The 15539-nt window shown below is 62.6% G+C and carries 23 protein-coding genes; 15 read left to right on the top strand and 8 right to left on the bottom strand.

What is annotated here, in order from left to right:
• The first annotated feature begins 2 nt into the window (after positions 1-2).
• The 3 genes from EWH12_RS10010 to ndk all read left to right on the top strand — a co-directional run bounded on the left by EWH12_RS10010 (position 3) and on the right by ndk (position 2424).
• On the top strand, positions 3-1448 hold the full coding sequence (locus EWH12_RS10010) for a leucyl aminopeptidase (protein ID WP_129926478.1): 1446 nt from the start codon (positions 3-5) through the stop codon (positions 1446-1448).
• A 25-nt stretch (positions 1449-1473) separates the two neighbouring features.
• Positions 1474-1911: a DNA polymerase III subunit chi gene (locus EWH12_RS10005; protein ID WP_066600645.1), complete on the top strand. Its 438-nt coding sequence runs from the start codon at positions 1474-1476 to the stop codon at positions 1909-1911.
• Between the two features lie 90 nt (positions 1912-2001).
• A complete protein-coding gene (gene ndk, locus EWH12_RS10000; protein ID WP_066600648.1) occupies positions 2002-2424 on the top strand; it encodes a nucleoside-diphosphate kinase in 423 nt (140 codons plus the stop codon).
• A gap of 162 nt (positions 2425-2586) precedes the next feature.
• Here the strand turns inward: ndk and EWH12_RS09995 are convergent, their stop codons facing one another.
• The 3 genes from EWH12_RS09995 to EWH12_RS09985 all read right to left on the bottom strand — a co-directional run bounded on the left by EWH12_RS09995 (position 2587) and on the right by EWH12_RS09985 (position 4873).
• The gene (locus tag EWH12_RS09995) at positions 2587-3435 is read right to left on the bottom strand and encodes a sulfite exporter TauE/SafE family protein (protein ID WP_066600652.1); all 849 of its coding nucleotides are present in this window, start codon (positions 3433-3435) and stop codon (positions 2587-2589) included.
• 113 nt (positions 3436-3548) lie between these two features.
• Positions 3549-4193, bottom strand: a complete 645-nt coding sequence (locus EWH12_RS09990; RefSeq protein WP_066600655.1) for a hypothetical protein — start codon at positions 4191-4193, stop codon at positions 3549-3551.
• A gap of 5 nt (positions 4194-4198) precedes the next feature.
• Entirely contained in the window at positions 4199-4873 is a 675-nt protein-coding gene (locus tag EWH12_RS09985) for a glutathione S-transferase family protein (protein WP_129926477.1), read from the bottom strand.
• A 205-nt stretch (positions 4874-5078) separates the two neighbouring features.
• On the opposite strand from EWH12_RS09985, the gene EWH12_RS09980 reads away from it, so the two are divergent.
• The 11 genes from EWH12_RS09980 (at position 5079) to EWH12_RS09930 (ending at position 12013) form a co-directional block, all read left to right on the top strand.
• On the top strand, positions 5079-6317 hold the full coding sequence (locus tag EWH12_RS09980; RefSeq protein WP_129926476.1) for a tyrosine-type recombinase/integrase: 1239 nt from the start codon (positions 5079-5081) through the stop codon (positions 6315-6317).
• Positions 6318-6443: 126 nt separating this feature from the next.
• Positions 6444-7193 (top strand): hypothetical protein, encoded by a 750-nt coding sequence (locus tag EWH12_RS09975; protein WP_129926475.1) that lies wholly within the window; start codon positions 6444-6446, stop codon positions 7191-7193.
• Between the two features lie 103 nt (positions 7194-7296).
• A complete protein-coding gene (locus tag EWH12_RS09970; protein ID WP_242496007.1) occupies positions 7297-7458 on the top strand; it encodes an excisionase family DNA-binding protein in 162 nt (53 codons plus the stop codon).
• A 204-nt stretch (positions 7459-7662) separates the two neighbouring features.
• Positions 7663-7896: a hypothetical protein gene (locus EWH12_RS09965; RefSeq protein ID WP_129926474.1), complete on the top strand. Its 234-nt coding sequence runs from the start codon at positions 7663-7665 to the stop codon at positions 7894-7896.
• The gene (locus tag EWH12_RS09960) at positions 7889-8083 is read left to right on the top strand and encodes a hypothetical protein (RefSeq protein WP_129926473.1); all 195 of its coding nucleotides are present in this window, start codon (positions 7889-7891) and stop codon (positions 8081-8083) included. The genes EWH12_RS09965 and EWH12_RS09960 overlap by 8 nt, the downstream gene beginning before the upstream one ends.
• The gene (locus EWH12_RS09955) at positions 8076-8288 is read left to right on the top strand and encodes a hypothetical protein (RefSeq protein WP_129926472.1); all 213 of its coding nucleotides are present in this window, start codon (positions 8076-8078) and stop codon (positions 8286-8288) included. The genes EWH12_RS09960 and EWH12_RS09955 overlap by 8 nt, the downstream gene beginning before the upstream one ends.
• The gene (locus EWH12_RS09950; RefSeq protein ID WP_129926471.1) at positions 8278-8598 is read left to right on the top strand and encodes a hypothetical protein; all 321 of its coding nucleotides are present in this window, start codon (positions 8278-8280) and stop codon (positions 8596-8598) included. The genes EWH12_RS09955 and EWH12_RS09950 overlap by 11 nt, the downstream gene beginning before the upstream one ends.
• Positions 8595-8765 (top strand): hypothetical protein, encoded by a 171-nt coding sequence (locus tag EWH12_RS22210; protein ID WP_165363599.1) that lies wholly within the window; start codon positions 8595-8597, stop codon positions 8763-8765. Before EWH12_RS09950 ends, EWH12_RS22210 begins: the two co-directional genes overlap by 4 nt.
• Positions 8762-9661 carry a primase/helicase family protein gene (locus tag EWH12_RS09945; RefSeq protein WP_242496006.1) on the top strand — a complete coding sequence of 300 codons (900 nt, stop codon included), beginning with the start codon at positions 8762-8764 and terminating at the stop codon, positions 9659-9661. Before EWH12_RS22210 ends, EWH12_RS09945 begins: the two co-directional genes overlap by 4 nt.
• Entirely contained in the window at positions 9658-11235 is a 1578-nt protein-coding gene (locus EWH12_RS09940; RefSeq protein ID WP_129926469.1) for a DUF3987 domain-containing protein, read from the top strand. The genes EWH12_RS09945 and EWH12_RS09940 overlap by 4 nt, the downstream gene beginning before the upstream one ends.
• Before the next feature lie 475 nt (positions 11236-11710).
• Positions 11711-12013, top strand: a complete 303-nt coding sequence (locus EWH12_RS09930; RefSeq protein WP_207212385.1) for a helix-turn-helix domain-containing protein — start codon at positions 11711-11713, stop codon at positions 12011-12013.
• Positions 12014-12282: 269 nt separating this feature from the next.
• Here the strand turns inward: EWH12_RS09930 and EWH12_RS22645 are convergent, their stop codons facing one another.
• The 5 genes from EWH12_RS22645 to EWH12_RS09910 form a co-directional block, all read right to left on the bottom strand.
• Entirely contained in the window at positions 12283-12597 is a 315-nt protein-coding gene (locus EWH12_RS22645) for a hypothetical protein (protein WP_242496005.1), read from the bottom strand.
• Positions 12598-12763: 166 nt separating this feature from the next.
• Positions 12764-13111 carry a hypothetical protein gene (locus EWH12_RS09920; protein ID WP_129926465.1) on the bottom strand — a complete coding sequence of 116 codons (348 nt, stop codon included), beginning with the start codon at positions 13109-13111 and terminating at the stop codon, positions 12764-12766.
• Complete coding sequence (locus EWH12_RS09915; RefSeq protein ID WP_129926464.1) at positions 13108-13377, bottom strand: hypothetical protein; 270 nt, start codon at positions 13375-13377, stop codon at positions 13108-13110. Before EWH12_RS09915 ends, EWH12_RS09920 begins: the two co-directional genes overlap by 4 nt.
• A 3-nt stretch (positions 13378-13380) precedes the next feature.
• Positions 13381-13557: a hypothetical protein gene (locus EWH12_RS22205; RefSeq protein ID WP_165363597.1), complete on the bottom strand. Its 177-nt coding sequence runs from the start codon at positions 13555-13557 to the stop codon at positions 13381-13383.
• A complete protein-coding gene (locus EWH12_RS09910) occupies positions 13554-14168 on the bottom strand; it encodes a hypothetical protein (protein WP_129926463.1) in 615 nt (204 codons plus the stop codon). The genes EWH12_RS22205 and EWH12_RS09910 overlap by 4 nt, the downstream gene beginning before the upstream one ends.
• A 1067-nt stretch (positions 14169-15235) precedes the next feature.
• Here EWH12_RS09910 and EWH12_RS22980 point away from each other — a divergent pair.
• On the top strand, positions 15236-15352 hold the full coding sequence (locus EWH12_RS22980; protein ID WP_422917723.1) for a DUF6471 domain-containing protein: 117 nt from the start codon (positions 15236-15238) through the stop codon (positions 15350-15352).
• The last annotated feature ends 187 nt before the right edge of the window (positions 15353-15539 follow it).

Genomic DNA, 15539 nt, shown 5'->3' with positions numbered 1-15539 from the left:
CGATGGATATCCAGTTCAGCCCGACCCGCCCCGATGCCGACACGCTGGTCTTCGCCGTGCCCAAGGGCGGGTTCGACACGCTGCCCCTGTCGGCGGCGCCGATCCTGGCGGCGGGCGCCGCCGCGTCGCGCTTCACCGGCGAGACGGGGACGAGCTTTGAAAGCTTCGTGGCCGAAGGCGGCAAGACGCTGCGCGTGCTGTTGCTGGGCATCGGCGCGGGCGGCGAACTGGACGTGGAAAAGGCCGGCGCGGCGCTGACCGCCAAGCTGTCGACCAGCGGCGCAATCCATGCCGCGGTGGAGTTTTTCGGTGGCGCGAGCGGCGAACTGGCGGCGCATCTGGCGTTTGGCGCATTGCTGCGCGGCTGGCGGATCGATACCTATCGCACCCGTCAGCCCGAAAAGGCCAAGCCGACGCTCAAGACGATCACGCTGGTCGCGGCCGGGGCGGACGCGGCCTGGGAGCGGCTGTCCGCGGTCGCCGCCGGTGTCGCCTTCACCCGCGAACTGGTGTCGGAGCCAGCCAACATCCTCTATCCCGAAAGCTTCGTTGAACGCTGCCAGCATCTGGCCGAACTGGGCGTGAAGATTACCGTCCTCGACAAGGCAGCGATGGAAGAACTGGGCATGGGCGCGCTGCTGGGCGTGGCGCAAGGGTCCGTGCGAGAGGCGCGGTTGCTGGCGCTGGAATGGGACGGCACCAATGGCGCTGTCGAAAAGCCGGTCGTCTTCGTCGGCAAGGGCGTGACCTTCGACACCGGCGGCATCTCCATCAAGCCGGCGGCCGGCATGGAAGACATGAAGTGGGACATGGGCGGCGCGGGCGCGGTCGCCGGCGCGATCAAGGCGCTGGCCGGGCGCAAGGCGAAGGCGCGGGTCGTGGGCATTTGCGGTCTGGTCGAAAATATGCCGGACGCCAATGCGCAGCGCCCCGGCGACATCGTGACGTCGATGTCGGGACAGACGATCGAGGTGCTGAATACCGACGCCGAGGGGCGGCTGGTGCTGTGTGACGCCATCACATGGGCGCAGAAGACCTATGCGCCGGACGTGCTGATCGACCTGGCCACGCTGACCGGCGCGATGATCGTCGCGCTGGGCGATCAATATGGCGGCCTGTTCGCCAATGACGACGGACTGGCGGAAGACCTGACCGCAGCGGGCAAGGCGAGCGGCGACCAACTGTGGCGCTTCCCGCTGGCGGACGCCTATAACAAGATGATCGACAGCCCGATTGCCGACATGAAGAATATCGGCGGGCGCTACGCTGGATCGATCACCGCGGCGCAGTTCATCAAGCGGTTCGTGGACGATGGCGTGAAATGGGCGCATCTCGACATCGCCGGGATGGTATGGTCGGACAAGCCGGGCGCGACCTGGGACAAGGGCGCCACCGGCTATGGCGTGCGCCTGATCGACCAGCTGGTCGCGGACAAGTTCGAGTTCTGATGCCAACCCGATAAGGGAGACTGTCGTGCAGGTCGATTTCTACCAGCTCAGCCGCGATCCGGTGGACCAGGTGTTGCCCGCGATCGCGGCGCGCATCCTGGGCCTGGGCGCGCGGCTGCTGGTGGTGGCGCAGGAGCCTGATCGGCTGGAGCGAATTTCGGCGGGGCTTTGGGCCGGGCCTCCCGAAAGCTTCCTGGCGCATGGCCGGGCGGGTGAGGGCGGCGAGGCGCAGCAGCCGATCCTGCTGAGCGAGGCGTGCGAGGCGCTGAACGGCGCGGCGCATATCGCGCTGGCGGACGGTATCTGGCGCGACGCGGCGCTGGGGTTCGAGCGGGCCTTCTACTTCTTCGACGATGATACGGTCGACGGCGCGCGGTCCAGTTGGCGGGTATTGTCGAAGCGCGAGGAGACGGTTTCGCGCTACTTCAAGCAGGACGGCCGCAAATGGGCGCAAATGGCCTGACGCACGGTCAGGGTTAAGCCCCTTGCGGCCTGGCCCGGCCGCGTCTAAAGGCGCGCCCAGCATTTCCAACAATTCGGAGTTTCGAGGGCCATGGCCGTCACGCGCACCTTTTCGATCATCAAGCCCGACGCGACCCGTCGCAACCTGACCGGCGCGGTCGCCAAAATGCTGGAGGAAGCAGGGCTTCGCATTGTCGCTTCCAAGCGCATCCGCATGAGCCGCGAGCAGGCCGAGGGCTTCTATGGCGTTCATAAGGAACGGCCTTTCTTCGCCGACCTAGTCGCCTTCATGATTTCCGGCCCTGTCGTCGTCCAGGTGCTGGAGGGCGAAAATGCCGTGCAGCGCAACCGTGACGTCATGGGCGCGACCAACCCCGCCAACGCCGATGCCGGCACGATCCGCAAGGAACTGGCCGAATCGATCGAAGCCAATTCGGTCCATGGTTCGGACAGCGAAGAAAATGCCGCGATCGAGATCGCCTATTTCTTCAAGCCGGAAGAGATCGTCGGCTAAAGCCACGATCCTTTCGAGCGGAAGAAGCCCGGTCCTCACACATGAGGGTCGGGCTTCTTCATGTCGGCAGCCTGTCCGCTTCCGTGTTCCTGCAAAGGCGGGAATCCAGTCCTGCCGTTTGCCCTGGTCTCCTGCCTTCGCAGGAGCACGCGGCGCAATGGCTCAATGCTGTGCTTTCGCCATAACCGGCGCTTCGACCTTTACCGGGGCGGGCGTGCGCGCCTTGACGAAGAGTTGCCAGGAAGAGATGGCCAGCACCGCGGCGAGCAGGGGTTGCAGCACCCGGTCTGGGGCATGGGACGACAGATAGCTGCCAACGATCACGCCGGGTATCGACCCGATCAGCAGGGTGATCAGCAGGATGAAGTTGACGTCCCCCATCAGCCAGTGGCCGGTACCGGCGATCAGCGCCAGAGGCACGGCATGGGCGATGTCAGACCCCACGATGCGCGCCATGGGCAGGCGGGGATAGAGGAACAGCAACACCGTCACCCCGATCGCGCCCGCGCCGACCGAAGAGAGCGAAACGGCCGCGCCGATCAGCGCGCCGAGCGCCGTGGTGCCATAGAAGGTGGTGCCGGCCGAGTGGGTCGCCCCCAGGTCGCCGCGATGACGGAACAGCCATTTGCGGCCGATCACCGCGACCGACGTCAGCGCCAGCAGCGAAGCGAGCGCAATCAGGATGAGATTTTCGGTCGACTGGCCGACATCGCCGATCCAGCCAAGCGCCAGCAGCGTGATGAGCGCGGCCGGCACGCTGCCCGCCGCCATGCGCCGCACGATCGGCCACTCGATTGTGTCGCGCTTGCCATGCACGGCCGATCCGACGATCTTGGTCAGGGCGGCGAAGAGCAGGTCGGTGCCTACCGCGGTCTTCGCGCTGACGCCGAACATCAGCACGAGCAGCGGCGTCATCAGCGAGCCGCCGCCCACGCCAGTCACGCCCACTAGGACGCCGACCAGCAGGCCGGCACTGGCATGGAAAATGTCGATCGATCCCATCAGGCTCATGGCGCCCGCTTGTCCTTATTATGATATGCAACGACCCTGCGCGGGTCTTGCACCCGTTTCATCGCCGCAAGACAAGTGGTTTTGCGGTTTCAGGCGACGAAGCAGGACTTGGGCTATTTACCGCTCAGGCGCGCCCAGCGGGCGTCGACCCTGGCCTGGGCGCTGTCCGGCTTGAGCGTTTCGACCCGCGAAAGCCCACGCAACGAAAGGCTGTGGCCGGCGATCCAGCGACCTGCTACGCCATAGCCGATGTCGTAGAGCGCGATATTCTCATGCGTGTCGCCGCCCACCACGAAGCGGGTGGTGATGGCCACTGGCAGCCGTTCGTCGCCCACGCTGTCGTCGGGCAGCTTCGCCTTGGCCCGCGCTGTCTTCAGCGCGTCGCTGAACCAGTCCGCCTCGATCCGCGGATCGCCGGTGGTGTCGACCGGCGCGATGCCGAGCGCGCGGGGGAAGAGGATCGTCTGGCTCTGGACGACCTGGTCGGGGTCGGTGGTCTTCAGCGCGATGCGATCGTCCTTCACCGAATCGGCGTTCAGCACCAATATCGCGGCGCGGCCGGACGCCTTGCGGCTTTCCGCCGCTTTTTCGGCGCGCTGGTCTTTCTTGTCCGCCCAATTGAGATAGAGGGTGAGGGCGGAAATGCCCACCGCCAGAACGGCGAGTATCTCGCCCAAGGTGATCCAGCGACGGCGAATTGCGGCTGCTTCGGCCGCGCGCGCTTCCTTGGGCGTGTCGGTTTCGGGCGTTTCGCTCATGATCGTCAGGCCGTCTGCGGCGGAACTTCGAATCGGTCGATCACCCAGTCTTCCGCTTGCGCGCCGCCGATCCATTCCTGCATCCAGGGATGGGCGATGATCGCGCGCATATAGGCGTCGGCGAAACGGGCGACCGGCAGTTGATAGGTGATGAAGCGAGTGACGACCGGGGCGAACATCAGGTCCACCGCGCCGAACCGTCCGAACAGGAAATCGCCATCGCCGCCATAGCGGGCGCGGGCCTGCGCCCATAGCTGCATGATACGGGCGATGTCGTGGGCGACAGGTTCGGACGGCGGCACCGCGGGGTAGATTTGCCGGATGTTCATGCTGTGCTCGCGGCGTAGCGCAGCGAAGCTGCTATGCATTTCGGCCGCCATCGACCGGGCCATGGCGCGGGCGGCGGAATCGGTCGGCCAGAACAAGTCGCCATCCGTCTTTTCGTTGAGATATTCGACGATGGCCAGGCTGTCCCACACGACGACGTCGTCGCCATCCCACAGGATCGGCACCTTGCCGGAGGATGGCGCGAATTCGTCGCCCTCGCGCCGTTTCTCCCAGGCTTCGTCATAGAGGGGGACGACTACCTCCTCGAACGGGAGAGCGGACAATTTGCACGCCAACCAGCCGCGCAGGGACCAGCTCGAATAGGCTTTGTTGCCAATGAACAGCTTCATCATGCCGCCTTCTTAGACGGTAGCGGCGGAACAAGTCGAGCGGGAAGAAATTGGAGGCCCGAGCCAACTTAGAACTTCATTCCACGGCTGGACATGAACGAACACGTTTCTGCGCCTGTTCACTTTACGGTCCGCCAATATGTTCCACCTTTGTCCATTGACGAGCATCGTTGACCACAACATAATGTGGGAACGGATGAGGTGACGCATGGGCAAGCTGACGACGATCGCGATCAAGAACGCAAAGACCGGCCGCCATGCCGATGGTGACGGCCTCTACCTGCTGGTGAAGCCGACTGGTGGGCGGTCCTGGCTGCTGCGCGTCCAGTATGATGGAAAGCGCCGCGACATAGGCCTTGGCTCTGTCGATCTAGCGCCTCGGAAACCTGGCGGTGATCTGATCGAGGATATCCCGATTTTGGAGCGTCGGGTGCTGACGCTTGCGGAGGCACGTGAGAAGGGGGCCATACTACGGCGCTTGGCGAAGGCTGGACGGGATGCCGTTGCTGAGCGCGATAAGGATAGGCGGTCCAGTCGGACTTTTGAGGATGCCGCCAAGGCGTACAAGGGCAGCATGGCCGGAACATGGTCGAAGGCCCATGCTGATCGCTTCATTAATTCCCTGACAGAACACATCTTCCCGCACATCGGCGCGAAGCCGGTCGACCAAATTGACGCGGCCGCCATGCGTGATGCGCTGGCTGCGGCATGGGCGGCAATGCCGGTAACGGCTGGGAAGCTGCGCCAGCGAATCGCGGCGGTCTTGAACTATTCTAACAGCGAAGGGTGGCGCCCGACCGAGGCACCCTTGCGCGCGCTGTCCTTCATGCTGGGCGAGCGTCCGACCGGTGGCAACTATCCGGCGATGCCTTTCGAGGACGTTCCCGCCTTCATGGCTGAACTGGTTGGCGACTCGGAGACGATGGGTAAGCTGGCGCTGCGTTTCCTGATCCTGACTGGCGCGCGATCGGGTGAGGTGCGCAAGACGACATGGGCGCATATCGACCTCGACGGGAAGCTGTGGAACAGGCCGGCAGATATCATGAAGGGCCGCAAGGCAAAGGCCCATAGCGTCACGCTGAACGATCAGGCTATCGTCATATTGCGCCGGGTTGCTGAGCTGGGCGAAGCAGATCCTGACGCGTTCGTCTTCCCCAACTCAAAGGGGCAGGCGATGAGCGACATGACGATATCCAAGATCATGCGCGACAAGGGCTTGGAATATGTGCCGCACGGCTTCCGCTCGTCATTCCGAGATTGGTCGGCGGAGCGGATGCCGTCGATACCAGATCCAGTCGCAGAGGCGGCGTTGGCGCACGTCGTGCCGGATAAAGTCATTGCGGCCTACAAGCGCACGACCTTCATCCAACTGCGGCGGGAGCTGCTGGATGCCTGGGGCGAGTTTCTAACGGTTCCAAATAATGTCATTCGGCTTGCTGCTGGATGATGGACCTTCTTCACCCGGCGCTCGCTAGGTGAGGAGAGGTGACGGCTAGGGCGACGGCCCGAATAGCGCGACCACTCCGCCGCGCCGCCCCCTCATCATTCAGTGGAGGTGCCCAAGGAGTGGGGCGTGGAAACCAATTGGATCAGTTTCAGTGATGCGGCGCGCATGTTGGCAACGAAGTTCGGTGACAGCGAAGAGGCTGCTGCGGCCCTTCATTCCAAAGCGTCAGTTGGTGGTATTGTGTTGCGCGCAGAGAATGCGGCGGAGGTGGAAAAGTGCGGGTACCTAGGTGACGGAGGAACCGTAGTTTCCACACATCGCGATTGGGCGATCCCTATCGATGTTTGGCGTGGGGTTGTGCGACCCGACGCCCTGGAGAGACGCTGGCGACATTCCGCATTCGTGTCGTTGAGTGGCGGGATATCAGATCGGCGGGCGATTTTTCTGGATGGCGTGATTATCGACCATGCAGTGATTTCGGGGCTGCTCGCGGAACTGCCCAATGTCCCCTTGTCGATTAGGGGGCAGATGGAAACGGGGACGGGGGCGTTCGCTCCATTCAGAAGTGCGGAAGTTGGGCCGCCTGCTTCGACATTGTCTTTCAAAATGGCCCCGCCGACTCTGGCTCCTGCACAAAGTGCTGCGCGCCCTTCTGCCACATCTAATAAGGCCCGCGTTCCAGAGGGCCGGCTGAAGGAATGGTTCATGGGATTTGCTCGGGACAATGATATCTCTGCGATGAGCGTGGATGATCAGATACTTCCCGCTGCCAAGGCCTATTTCAGTAATTACGCCGTTGCGCGCGGGCGCGTGCGTGATCTGGTCAGCGCAATTGATCCGGTCAGAAAGCAAGGTCCGAAGGTAATTCGCCGCTAACGTACCGCGTAATAGCGGCGGAAATTTTCGGCGTAATTCCGCGGATCAATACTCGACCTGTCCACGGCTGGCCATCCCCAGCCATTGAAGGAGCAGGGCGAGTATGACAAAGATCACTGCAACCGTGAAAGAGGCCTGCGAGATGACGGGCCTCAGCAAATCCAAAATCTATCTGCTGATCGGGGAAGGCAAGCTGTCGTCCACGATGGTGGGCCGTCGCCGCTTGGTTAAGGTTGACAGCATCCGCGAGCTGGTCGCCGCCTAATGCCGGTCGTTACGGCACGGCGCGCCGATAGCGCCGGCAAACGAAAGGGCCGCCCCGGCAAGAGCAGCCCCTTCCAAATCGCTCTCAACAGCAATGATAAGGATAATGGTTCGGACTGGCGAGCGCAACTGCTCTCGCTTCGCCACCATATTTCTCCGAGCATCAGCGGACTGATCCGCGATCTTCACTTTGGGGAGACGCGGGATGTCTGACGCGAAGAACCCGCAAGCCATCGTTAACCTGGCCGACGCTGCCATGGTGTCCGCCTGCGGTCGCAGCGCAGAAGCGGCGGTCATGTTGATGGATGCAGCTTTAGCCATTGCGCTGAAGAGCTTCGGAGTAACCCCCGGAGCCGGTGCCAGTGAGATGGCGGGCCACCTCGCCGAATATCTGGTCAAGCAGGTGAACCACGTCGTGGGAGATGCCGGCAATGCCTGACCGTATCATCATCGCCAAGGCCGCGATCGGCGGCCGTCACATCGTCACCTTTGAACCGCGCTCGATCTCCTGGCCCAGCCTGGAGTTTCGCACGCATGACGAGGCGGTGCGCTGCGCAGAGGCCCGCCAGAAGGTTCACGGCTGGCTGATCGAGGACAAGACGGGGGAGGTTCGCGATCATGACTAAGCCTCTTCCTCCCTTCATCGACCACAGCGCCGCCGCGCTGGCGCTGCTTAATCAGGGCGGCAGGTTCACCCGCAAGGCCGGTTCATTTTTGGGCCAGTGCGCGGTTGATCCCACACCCTTGACGCCCTCCCAATCTGAATGGCTGTCCACGCTGCTGGATCGGGCCGGGCTTCCTCCTGTCGCGGAGATTTCCGATGGCAAGTAATTATCCCAACAGCCCTGGCGCATATCCAGTCGATACCTCCATCGCTGCTGCCGATGCGGTTGCCCCTTCTGTCAGCTATTTGCAGAAGCTGATCCTGGCCGTCCTCCGGTCTGTTGGCGCATACGGTGCTACCGGCGATGAGATCGCGGAGCGCCTTGGCTGGGAGCGGTTCCGGGTTCGCCCGCGCACCAGCGAACTGCGGGTGCTGCGCAAGATTGTGGACAGCGGCGCGCGTCGCAAGAGCCAGTCGGGCATCGCCTCGATTGTGTGGGTGCTGGCCGAACATGCACCGAAAGGTGGTGACGCATGACCGCCCGCATTCTCGACTATCGCCATTGGCGCGCCGCGCAGGAACGGCGCGCCTGTCGTGAGCGGGCTATTATCCGGTCGCTCTATGCTGGTCCTATCCAACCTAAGCGCCTCACGCTTGATCAAATCCTCGGCCCTACCTTCGATCCATCGGGAGGTGCGGCATGAAGGCGTTTTCCTATAATGCCGCTGGTCGGCATGATAGCCCGCATATGACACATGATGTGGTCGCCGGGGTCATCGGCGCAATGGAAGCCGCTGGAATGAAGCCGGTTGAGCATATAGCCGATCGGCTTGGCCCGGATCTGATCCGCTTCGCCTGCGAAGGCGACGGGAAGGGCAAGCGCAATGGCTGGGCTATCCTCCATTTCGATGGCGTTCCTGCGGGTGCGTTCGGCAACTACCGCCTGGGCATATCGGAAAAATGGCGCGCGGGCGTTGGTGAACAGCTTTCACCAGCGCAACGCCGGGACCGGGCGGCGGCGATCCGGGCGGAACAGGAATCTCGCGCCGCTGAACGCATCGCCGCGCAGGATCATGCTGCGCTGGCGGCCGGGCGGGAATGGGATCGGGCTGGCGTGGCAAACCCGCTTCACCCCTATCTTGTTGCAAAAGGCATCAACGGCGAAGGTCTGCGCCAGCGTGGCAATCTCCTACTGGTGCCGATGCGTGACGAGGCGGGAAAGCTCTGGAACCTCCAGCGGATCGCCCCGGAGGGCACCAAGCGCTTTGCCAAGGGGGGGCGGCAACAGGGCCTCTTCTGCGTCCTTGGCGAGCCGCATGGCGTCCTGTGCGTCGGCGAAGGCTATGCGACCTGTGCCGTGGTGCGCCGGGCGACTGGCGAAGCTGTGGCGGTGTCCTTCTCGTCCGGGAATATGGTTCGGACGGCAACCGCCTGCCAGGCGCTCTACCCCGATGCCGACATTATCGCGGTGGCCGACGACGATCCGCACCTGATCAATAATCCGAACATTCGGAAGAATCTCGGCGTCGAGGCTGCCTATGCGGCGGCGGCGGCTGTCGGTGGACGGGTGGCATTGCCGCCTCGCGGGGTGGTGACATGACCGAACAGGAGGCACGTGACTTCGCGGATGTCGGTAAAGACATGGGCGACAACGTCATCAGGGCGGCGATCAGGGCGGCGCGCCCGATCCCGGCCAATAGCGATGCAGGCCCGCGTGAGTCTGAATGGAAGCCGGTCGACCTGTGGGCGCGCTACGAGGCGCCGCCACTGCCCAAATATATCCTCCCGCCCATTATCGAGAGGTTCGCCGTAGCGCAGGCGGATAGCATGGGTGTCGATCCGGGCGGACTTGCCATGTCGGCGCTGGCGGTGTGCGCCGCCGCTACGTCCGACCGTATCCAAGTTCAGGTGAAGCGCCATGATCCTACTTGGCGTGAATCCGCCCGCCTGTGGGTCGCGCTTATCGGAACCCCCAGCACCAAAAAAACGCCCATGATGTCAGCAGCGATGCGTCCGCTTCACAAAATGGACACGCAGATGTTCAGGGAATTTACGATCAAGCAGGAAATCTTCGATGCCCTGCCCGCGCAGGAAAAGAAAACGACCCCGAAGCCAGCGCAGCGCCGCCTGCGGATTTCTGATGCGACTGTAGAGGCGGCGCAAGAGGTGTTGAAAGATTCGCCCGATGGCGTTCTGTCCCAACAGGATGAGCTGTCTGGTTGGTTCGGTGCCATGGATAAATATTCGGCTGGTAAGGGGGCCATGGCCGATCGCAGCTTTTGGTTGCAGGCTTTCAACGGTGGAGCCTACGCCCTAAATCGTGTGGCGCGCGGGGCGTCGCTGATCCCCAATCTGTCCATATGCGTCCTGGGCGGCATCCAGCCCGACCCGTTGCGGCGCATTGTGTCGGACGCTGTAGACGATGGGCTGATCCAACGGCTTCTGCCTGTCATCTTGAAGCCGGCCGTCCTGGGTAAGGACGAACCGCAGGATGATAGCGTCCGCCACTATGACGATCTGGTCAATCGTCTATGGGCGCTCTCTCCACCGCCCTGCGTCGATGGGGATGGCATCCTCCGCTTTTCGGACGAAGCCCAATTGATCCGCCGTGCGCTAGAAGCGCGGCATCTGGAGATGTCGGCGGCAGAAGTGATCTCGCCTAAGCTGGCGTCGCACTTCGGCAAGTATGACGGCATTTTCGCCCGGCTTTGCGTTCTGTGGCACTGCATCGAGTATGCCGACGCTCCGACGCTGCCAGGGATCATCCGCAGCGACACTACCCAGCGCGCGGCGGATTTCCTGCACGGTTACATCGTGCCCAACGCCATCGCCTTCTACACCTCGGTCCTGGGGCTATCTGACGACCATGGCGCGCTGATCGAACTGGCGAGCTACATTCTCGCCCATCGGCTGGAAAATGTGCAGCACCGCGATACGCAGCGAGCCAATGCCACACTCAAGGCCCTGACCGCCGAGCAGTCGCGCAAGCTCTTTGAGAAGCTGGAATCGCTGGGGTGGCTGGAGCCGACCCTGCCGCCTCCCAACAGCAGCACGCCCCGATGGCTGGTCAATCCCGCTGTCCACGATCTGTTTGCCGAGCGCGGCCGGAGAGAGAAGGAAAGCCGGGAAAAGGCGCGCGCGGCGATCATGTCAGTCCTGGGTGAGGCGGCATGACTTGTCACCATCTGTCACTCGCGCGCGTGAAGCAAAAAACACGTTTCCCTCTTTCTTATTGTCTGGGATTTTTATTCGCCCCGCGCGCGCAAGTGACAAGTGGTGACAAGTGCCATGGGTTCTCAATGCAATTTCTACAGGGCCAGCTGCTTGTTGATGTCGGACGGTGGGTCACGTCGGCGGCTGCTACGCTTCCGCAAAGTGTAGCAGAGCAAGGCGTAGCGCTGTCGCATACGACTGCCGCACTTGAAAAAGGTGCGGCGCGGCAAGGTGCGGCAGAAGAGCCTACAGAGTGCCGCACCACCACCCTCCCCCCTATAGGGGAGGGGTGGTGCGGCAGTGCGGCGGAGAAGAATAATCAGGTGCGGCAAACGCGAGGTGCGGCAGGGACCGACGACCTTGATGATGGCGGCGACGTGATCGGTTGGAATGATACCGATCGCACGCCTCGGTTTTGATAATGGAGGAAACCCCCATGCCCTTTGATCCTGATAATACAGTGGCGAAACAGTGTGACGGGGGGAAGCCCTTCGATCCCGACCGCGGCTTGGATGGATTCGCCCTGATGCTGTTTCGGCTGAGGTTTCGAGAGTTAAAGCTGAGCCAGCGCGCTTTCGCTCAGCGATATGGTCTGGGCTACCCGACCATTCGCGATCTGGAGCAGGGGGCGACGAAACCCACGCCCGCCATTCGGTTGATCGTGGCTGCTATTGCGCGCGATCCGAAGGGGATGGAAGCGGCGGCAGATGACGCGCGGCTGATGGCGGAGGGCCGGTAATTCGCGTGGGCGCCGGCTGTCCAAAGGGCGTTGCCAAAGGGTCGCGCTGATGCCGGTAGGCGGTCATAGCCGGACGCATCGCGCGTGCGCGCGAGGGAGACTCGGCTTTGGTGCCGCTGCCCGGTGATTTTCAGACCCCATAACCCGCGTGCCAAGTTGAAGCGATTTGCTGGGGCGGCCGATGGGTGACCGGCATTTTTGTCAGGCCCTACAGGAAACGCCCCGATCCTTTCGAACCGAGGCGCCGATATATCTGCGAAACACTGCTCCTAAGCGCAGCGCGGCGGCCACGGAATGGAAGGGTCGAGCGGCCCGGTGTAGGGCGGAGCCTCATTAATCTGGTCCGCGTCCTCCACATTGCCGCCGCCAGGGTCGCTAATCGGGCATCCTGCCCCGCCTTCCGCCTCAAAATCCCCGTTACCGAACGCGGTGTTTATCTCATCCTCGTCGCACTGGCCGCCTGCATCCGCGATCGGACAACCGGGGCCACAATCAAAGGATAGAACCGCGCCCTTTGTCAGGCTGAAATCATCCTCAAGGTTGGTGGCGTTCTCAAGATCGGCGTCGCCGTCCATCTGGTCCATGCGGTCGATCGCCTTTTGCACCAGCCTCGCCAGCGCTGGGCGGGGCAGGGACGGCAGGACGGTTAATAGGGCCTCAAGGTGTGGGCCACGCGCCGCTTGCCTCCTGTCGGCCCTATGGCGGCGTCTGTGGGCGTGCCGTGGGGCGCAGCGGGAGATGATGGGGGCTTTACTCGCCATCGACCGTCTCCTTCGCCATGAAGGCCCGAAGGCGGGCCACAACCTTGGACGATGGGTCACGCCCTATCCGAAGGTCGGCGACCAGGTTGGGGTCGCCTACGGCCATCCTGCCGAATTTGGATGCTGGGAGGTCGTGCTGTTTCAGCCACCGCTCCACCTCCATCAGGACCGGAGCGGTATAATTCCATTCCTTGGCCTGGCGGGCGGGTGGAAGGGTGGGGCGGCGACTGCGGGACAGCATGGCCGCCTCCTGCACGGCGTCGGCATCGCGTTCGACGGGTGCGACGTAGGGCTGCTGGGTGCCGCGTGCCGCATGGTTCTGCCGGTAGATCATCATGACAGCGCCTCCATTAGGCAACCGGATGTGAGGTAAGCCCGGACAGCCTCGCGCTTTGAAGGATCGGCCAGGATCGGGAGTTGATGCGCGGCAAGCGCGGCTTGCTCAGCCCAAGATAGACCCCGCACCGAGTGAAGGCAGCAACTCGCGCCGGTGACGGTATAGCCGCCGCCCAGATCGACATAGCTTGCAACCCATTCCGCTGGATCAAACAGGCGCGCGCCATGGTTGGGGGCCGAAGCCCCCGAAGTGTTTGCCATGTCCATGGGTCACGCCCTCCGATCGTTTGCAGCGACGGCAATGGTGAGTGAGGCAAGCTCGGCCTCCCACCACGCGAGTTGCCAACGGGAAGACCTGACGCGATAGCGCGCCTCTTCGATATCAGAGGCATCGTCAGGAAGCGGGGTCGTGACACGGCGCACGGGGAAGGGGACTATCTTGCTCATGCCTGAGCCTCCCCGACGATCGAGGCTAGCAGCGGGCGAAGGTCGCCACTGTCGTCGCCGAAGCGATCAAGGATCACGCGCAGCTTTTGAGCGATGATGTCGGGATCGCGCGAAGGGTATGCGATGATTGCCCGGATGGCGGCAGTGTGGGTGTCGCAGGCTGCCTTATAGCGCCCTTCTACCTCTGCCAGTCCCGTTTCCTGTCGGGCGAGGTCACGAATTGCTTCGCGCTGTTGCCGCGCGGCTTCACCTTCGACATTCCATCGCTGGACTGCCACCTGCACGGAATTTTCAAATTCTTGGTCGCTCTGGCCTTCCAGACGATCAACGCCGGGCCATGTTCGCGCCTCCCATGCCCGCTGCCAATCCTTCTCGGCCGCTTCACAAGCGGCATAGAAGCGGTCATCAGCCTCCTCCTGCTCATCAACCATGAGGTCGAACGCGGCCGACAGGCGGCGCTCTTCGGCCAGCAGGGCTAGCCAGTCAGCATGCTGAGTTGCTGGGATGCAAACAAGCCCGGTTGCCGCGCTGGCGGCCGGCGCTGCGATTATTGCGGGTATGATGGCGAGCGCGCGCATTGCGCCGCGCCGCGAAGTTGCTACTTCGTGCATAGTCGTAATCCCTCGTTGGTAGGGTTGCGGTTAGGCCGGGGCGGTCGTTGGTACCTTCCGCTCTGGCCGTTCGTTACGTAACGAGGTTAACGTGCCCCGTCAATAGGCGTTACGTAACGATATTGATCTTGTCGAAGAAACCCGTTACGTAGGCGGCATGGCCCTTACTAATGCACAGCGACAAGCGCGCCTGCGCGACCGCAATCAAAAGCGACTCAGCGAGAGCGTCACCCCCGAGGATGTCGATCGCGCGGTGAAGCTAATCTATGAGGCTTTCTGCGTAGAAGAAGGAGAGGCGTCGTCTCTGCCATCTTGGGACGACTGGCTTGCAGACTTAGAGCGACGGAGTGTCGCAAAGGCAGGTGAGCGATGGCGCGAAATGGCACCGGAAAGCGCAGATCCCGACGACTATCCAGATCATATTGCGCTTGAAGATCGACAATTTCTTGCGAAAGTCGGAGCGGTAATGAGGGCCGCCCGATGGCCTGCCAAGCATCGGTGAAATAGCGCGGCGTTCATGCGTATCGGCACCGCAACTTGACACGCGCTTTCCGCGGTAGCTTACTTCGTCCTTCTTGAGTGGAGGGTTTATGTCGGGGGTCGTTGGTCATCAGGTCTTGGAGGCGGCCCGTATCTTGGTGCTGGCCGCTATCGTCATGAAGGCTTTCTCTCTCGCTAAGAATGCTGGGGAAAGAAATGGCCGCTTCGCTGCTCTCCGGGTTGGCCTTTCCTGGTGCGTCGGCATCGCCCTTTTTGCGGCAGTAATGCAAGGCGCGCCGAGCTGTGATCGTGACGATGACCCGCTGCGAGGTGGGTGCGATGTGGCCGCTGACAATGGTTATGCCCCATCAAGAGAGCAACGCGGGGCAACCTTCCTTTTCTGGTCTCTGATCCTCATGGCACCCGTTGCGTACGGCGCGATGAGCGCAGGCAAGCATCGCGCCAGTCCGTGGCGACGGCCTGAGAATAGGTGACGGTTGTTATGTCGCGGCGCCGGGCGCTTCAAACCGGGGTAGTTTGCTTCCCTACGCAGCAAACCTCCCGGATTGAATGTTATCGCGGGCGTTATGGACTCAGAGCTGAATATCAGGAACAAGCTGAGCCGGGGTAAATTTACAGCGGTGTTTTTCATCCAATGCCTAGAAGCTATCAGAGCATCGTCGTTGCGGCTTTCGGATGGCTGAGCCTAGTAGGGGCTGGCGACCCGCCAAAAGATAGCCAAGGCAGTAATAGCGCCATATCCGGGTCGTGTCCCAGGAGGTGGTGTAGGAACCGTCAATCCACGGCAGGATCGGGATCGGGTTCGGGTCAGGCAGCCAGAGCTGGCAGGCTGACAATGGGGTTATGGCTCACCGCGCCGATTGTTTCCAG

The sequence above is a fragment of the Sphingobium cupriresistens genome, from assembly GCF_004152865.1.
GTDB lineage: Bacteria > Pseudomonadota > Alphaproteobacteria > Sphingomonadales > Sphingomonadaceae > Sphingobium > Sphingobium cupriresistens.
This window is presented reverse-complemented; position numbering and strand designations above follow the sequence as displayed.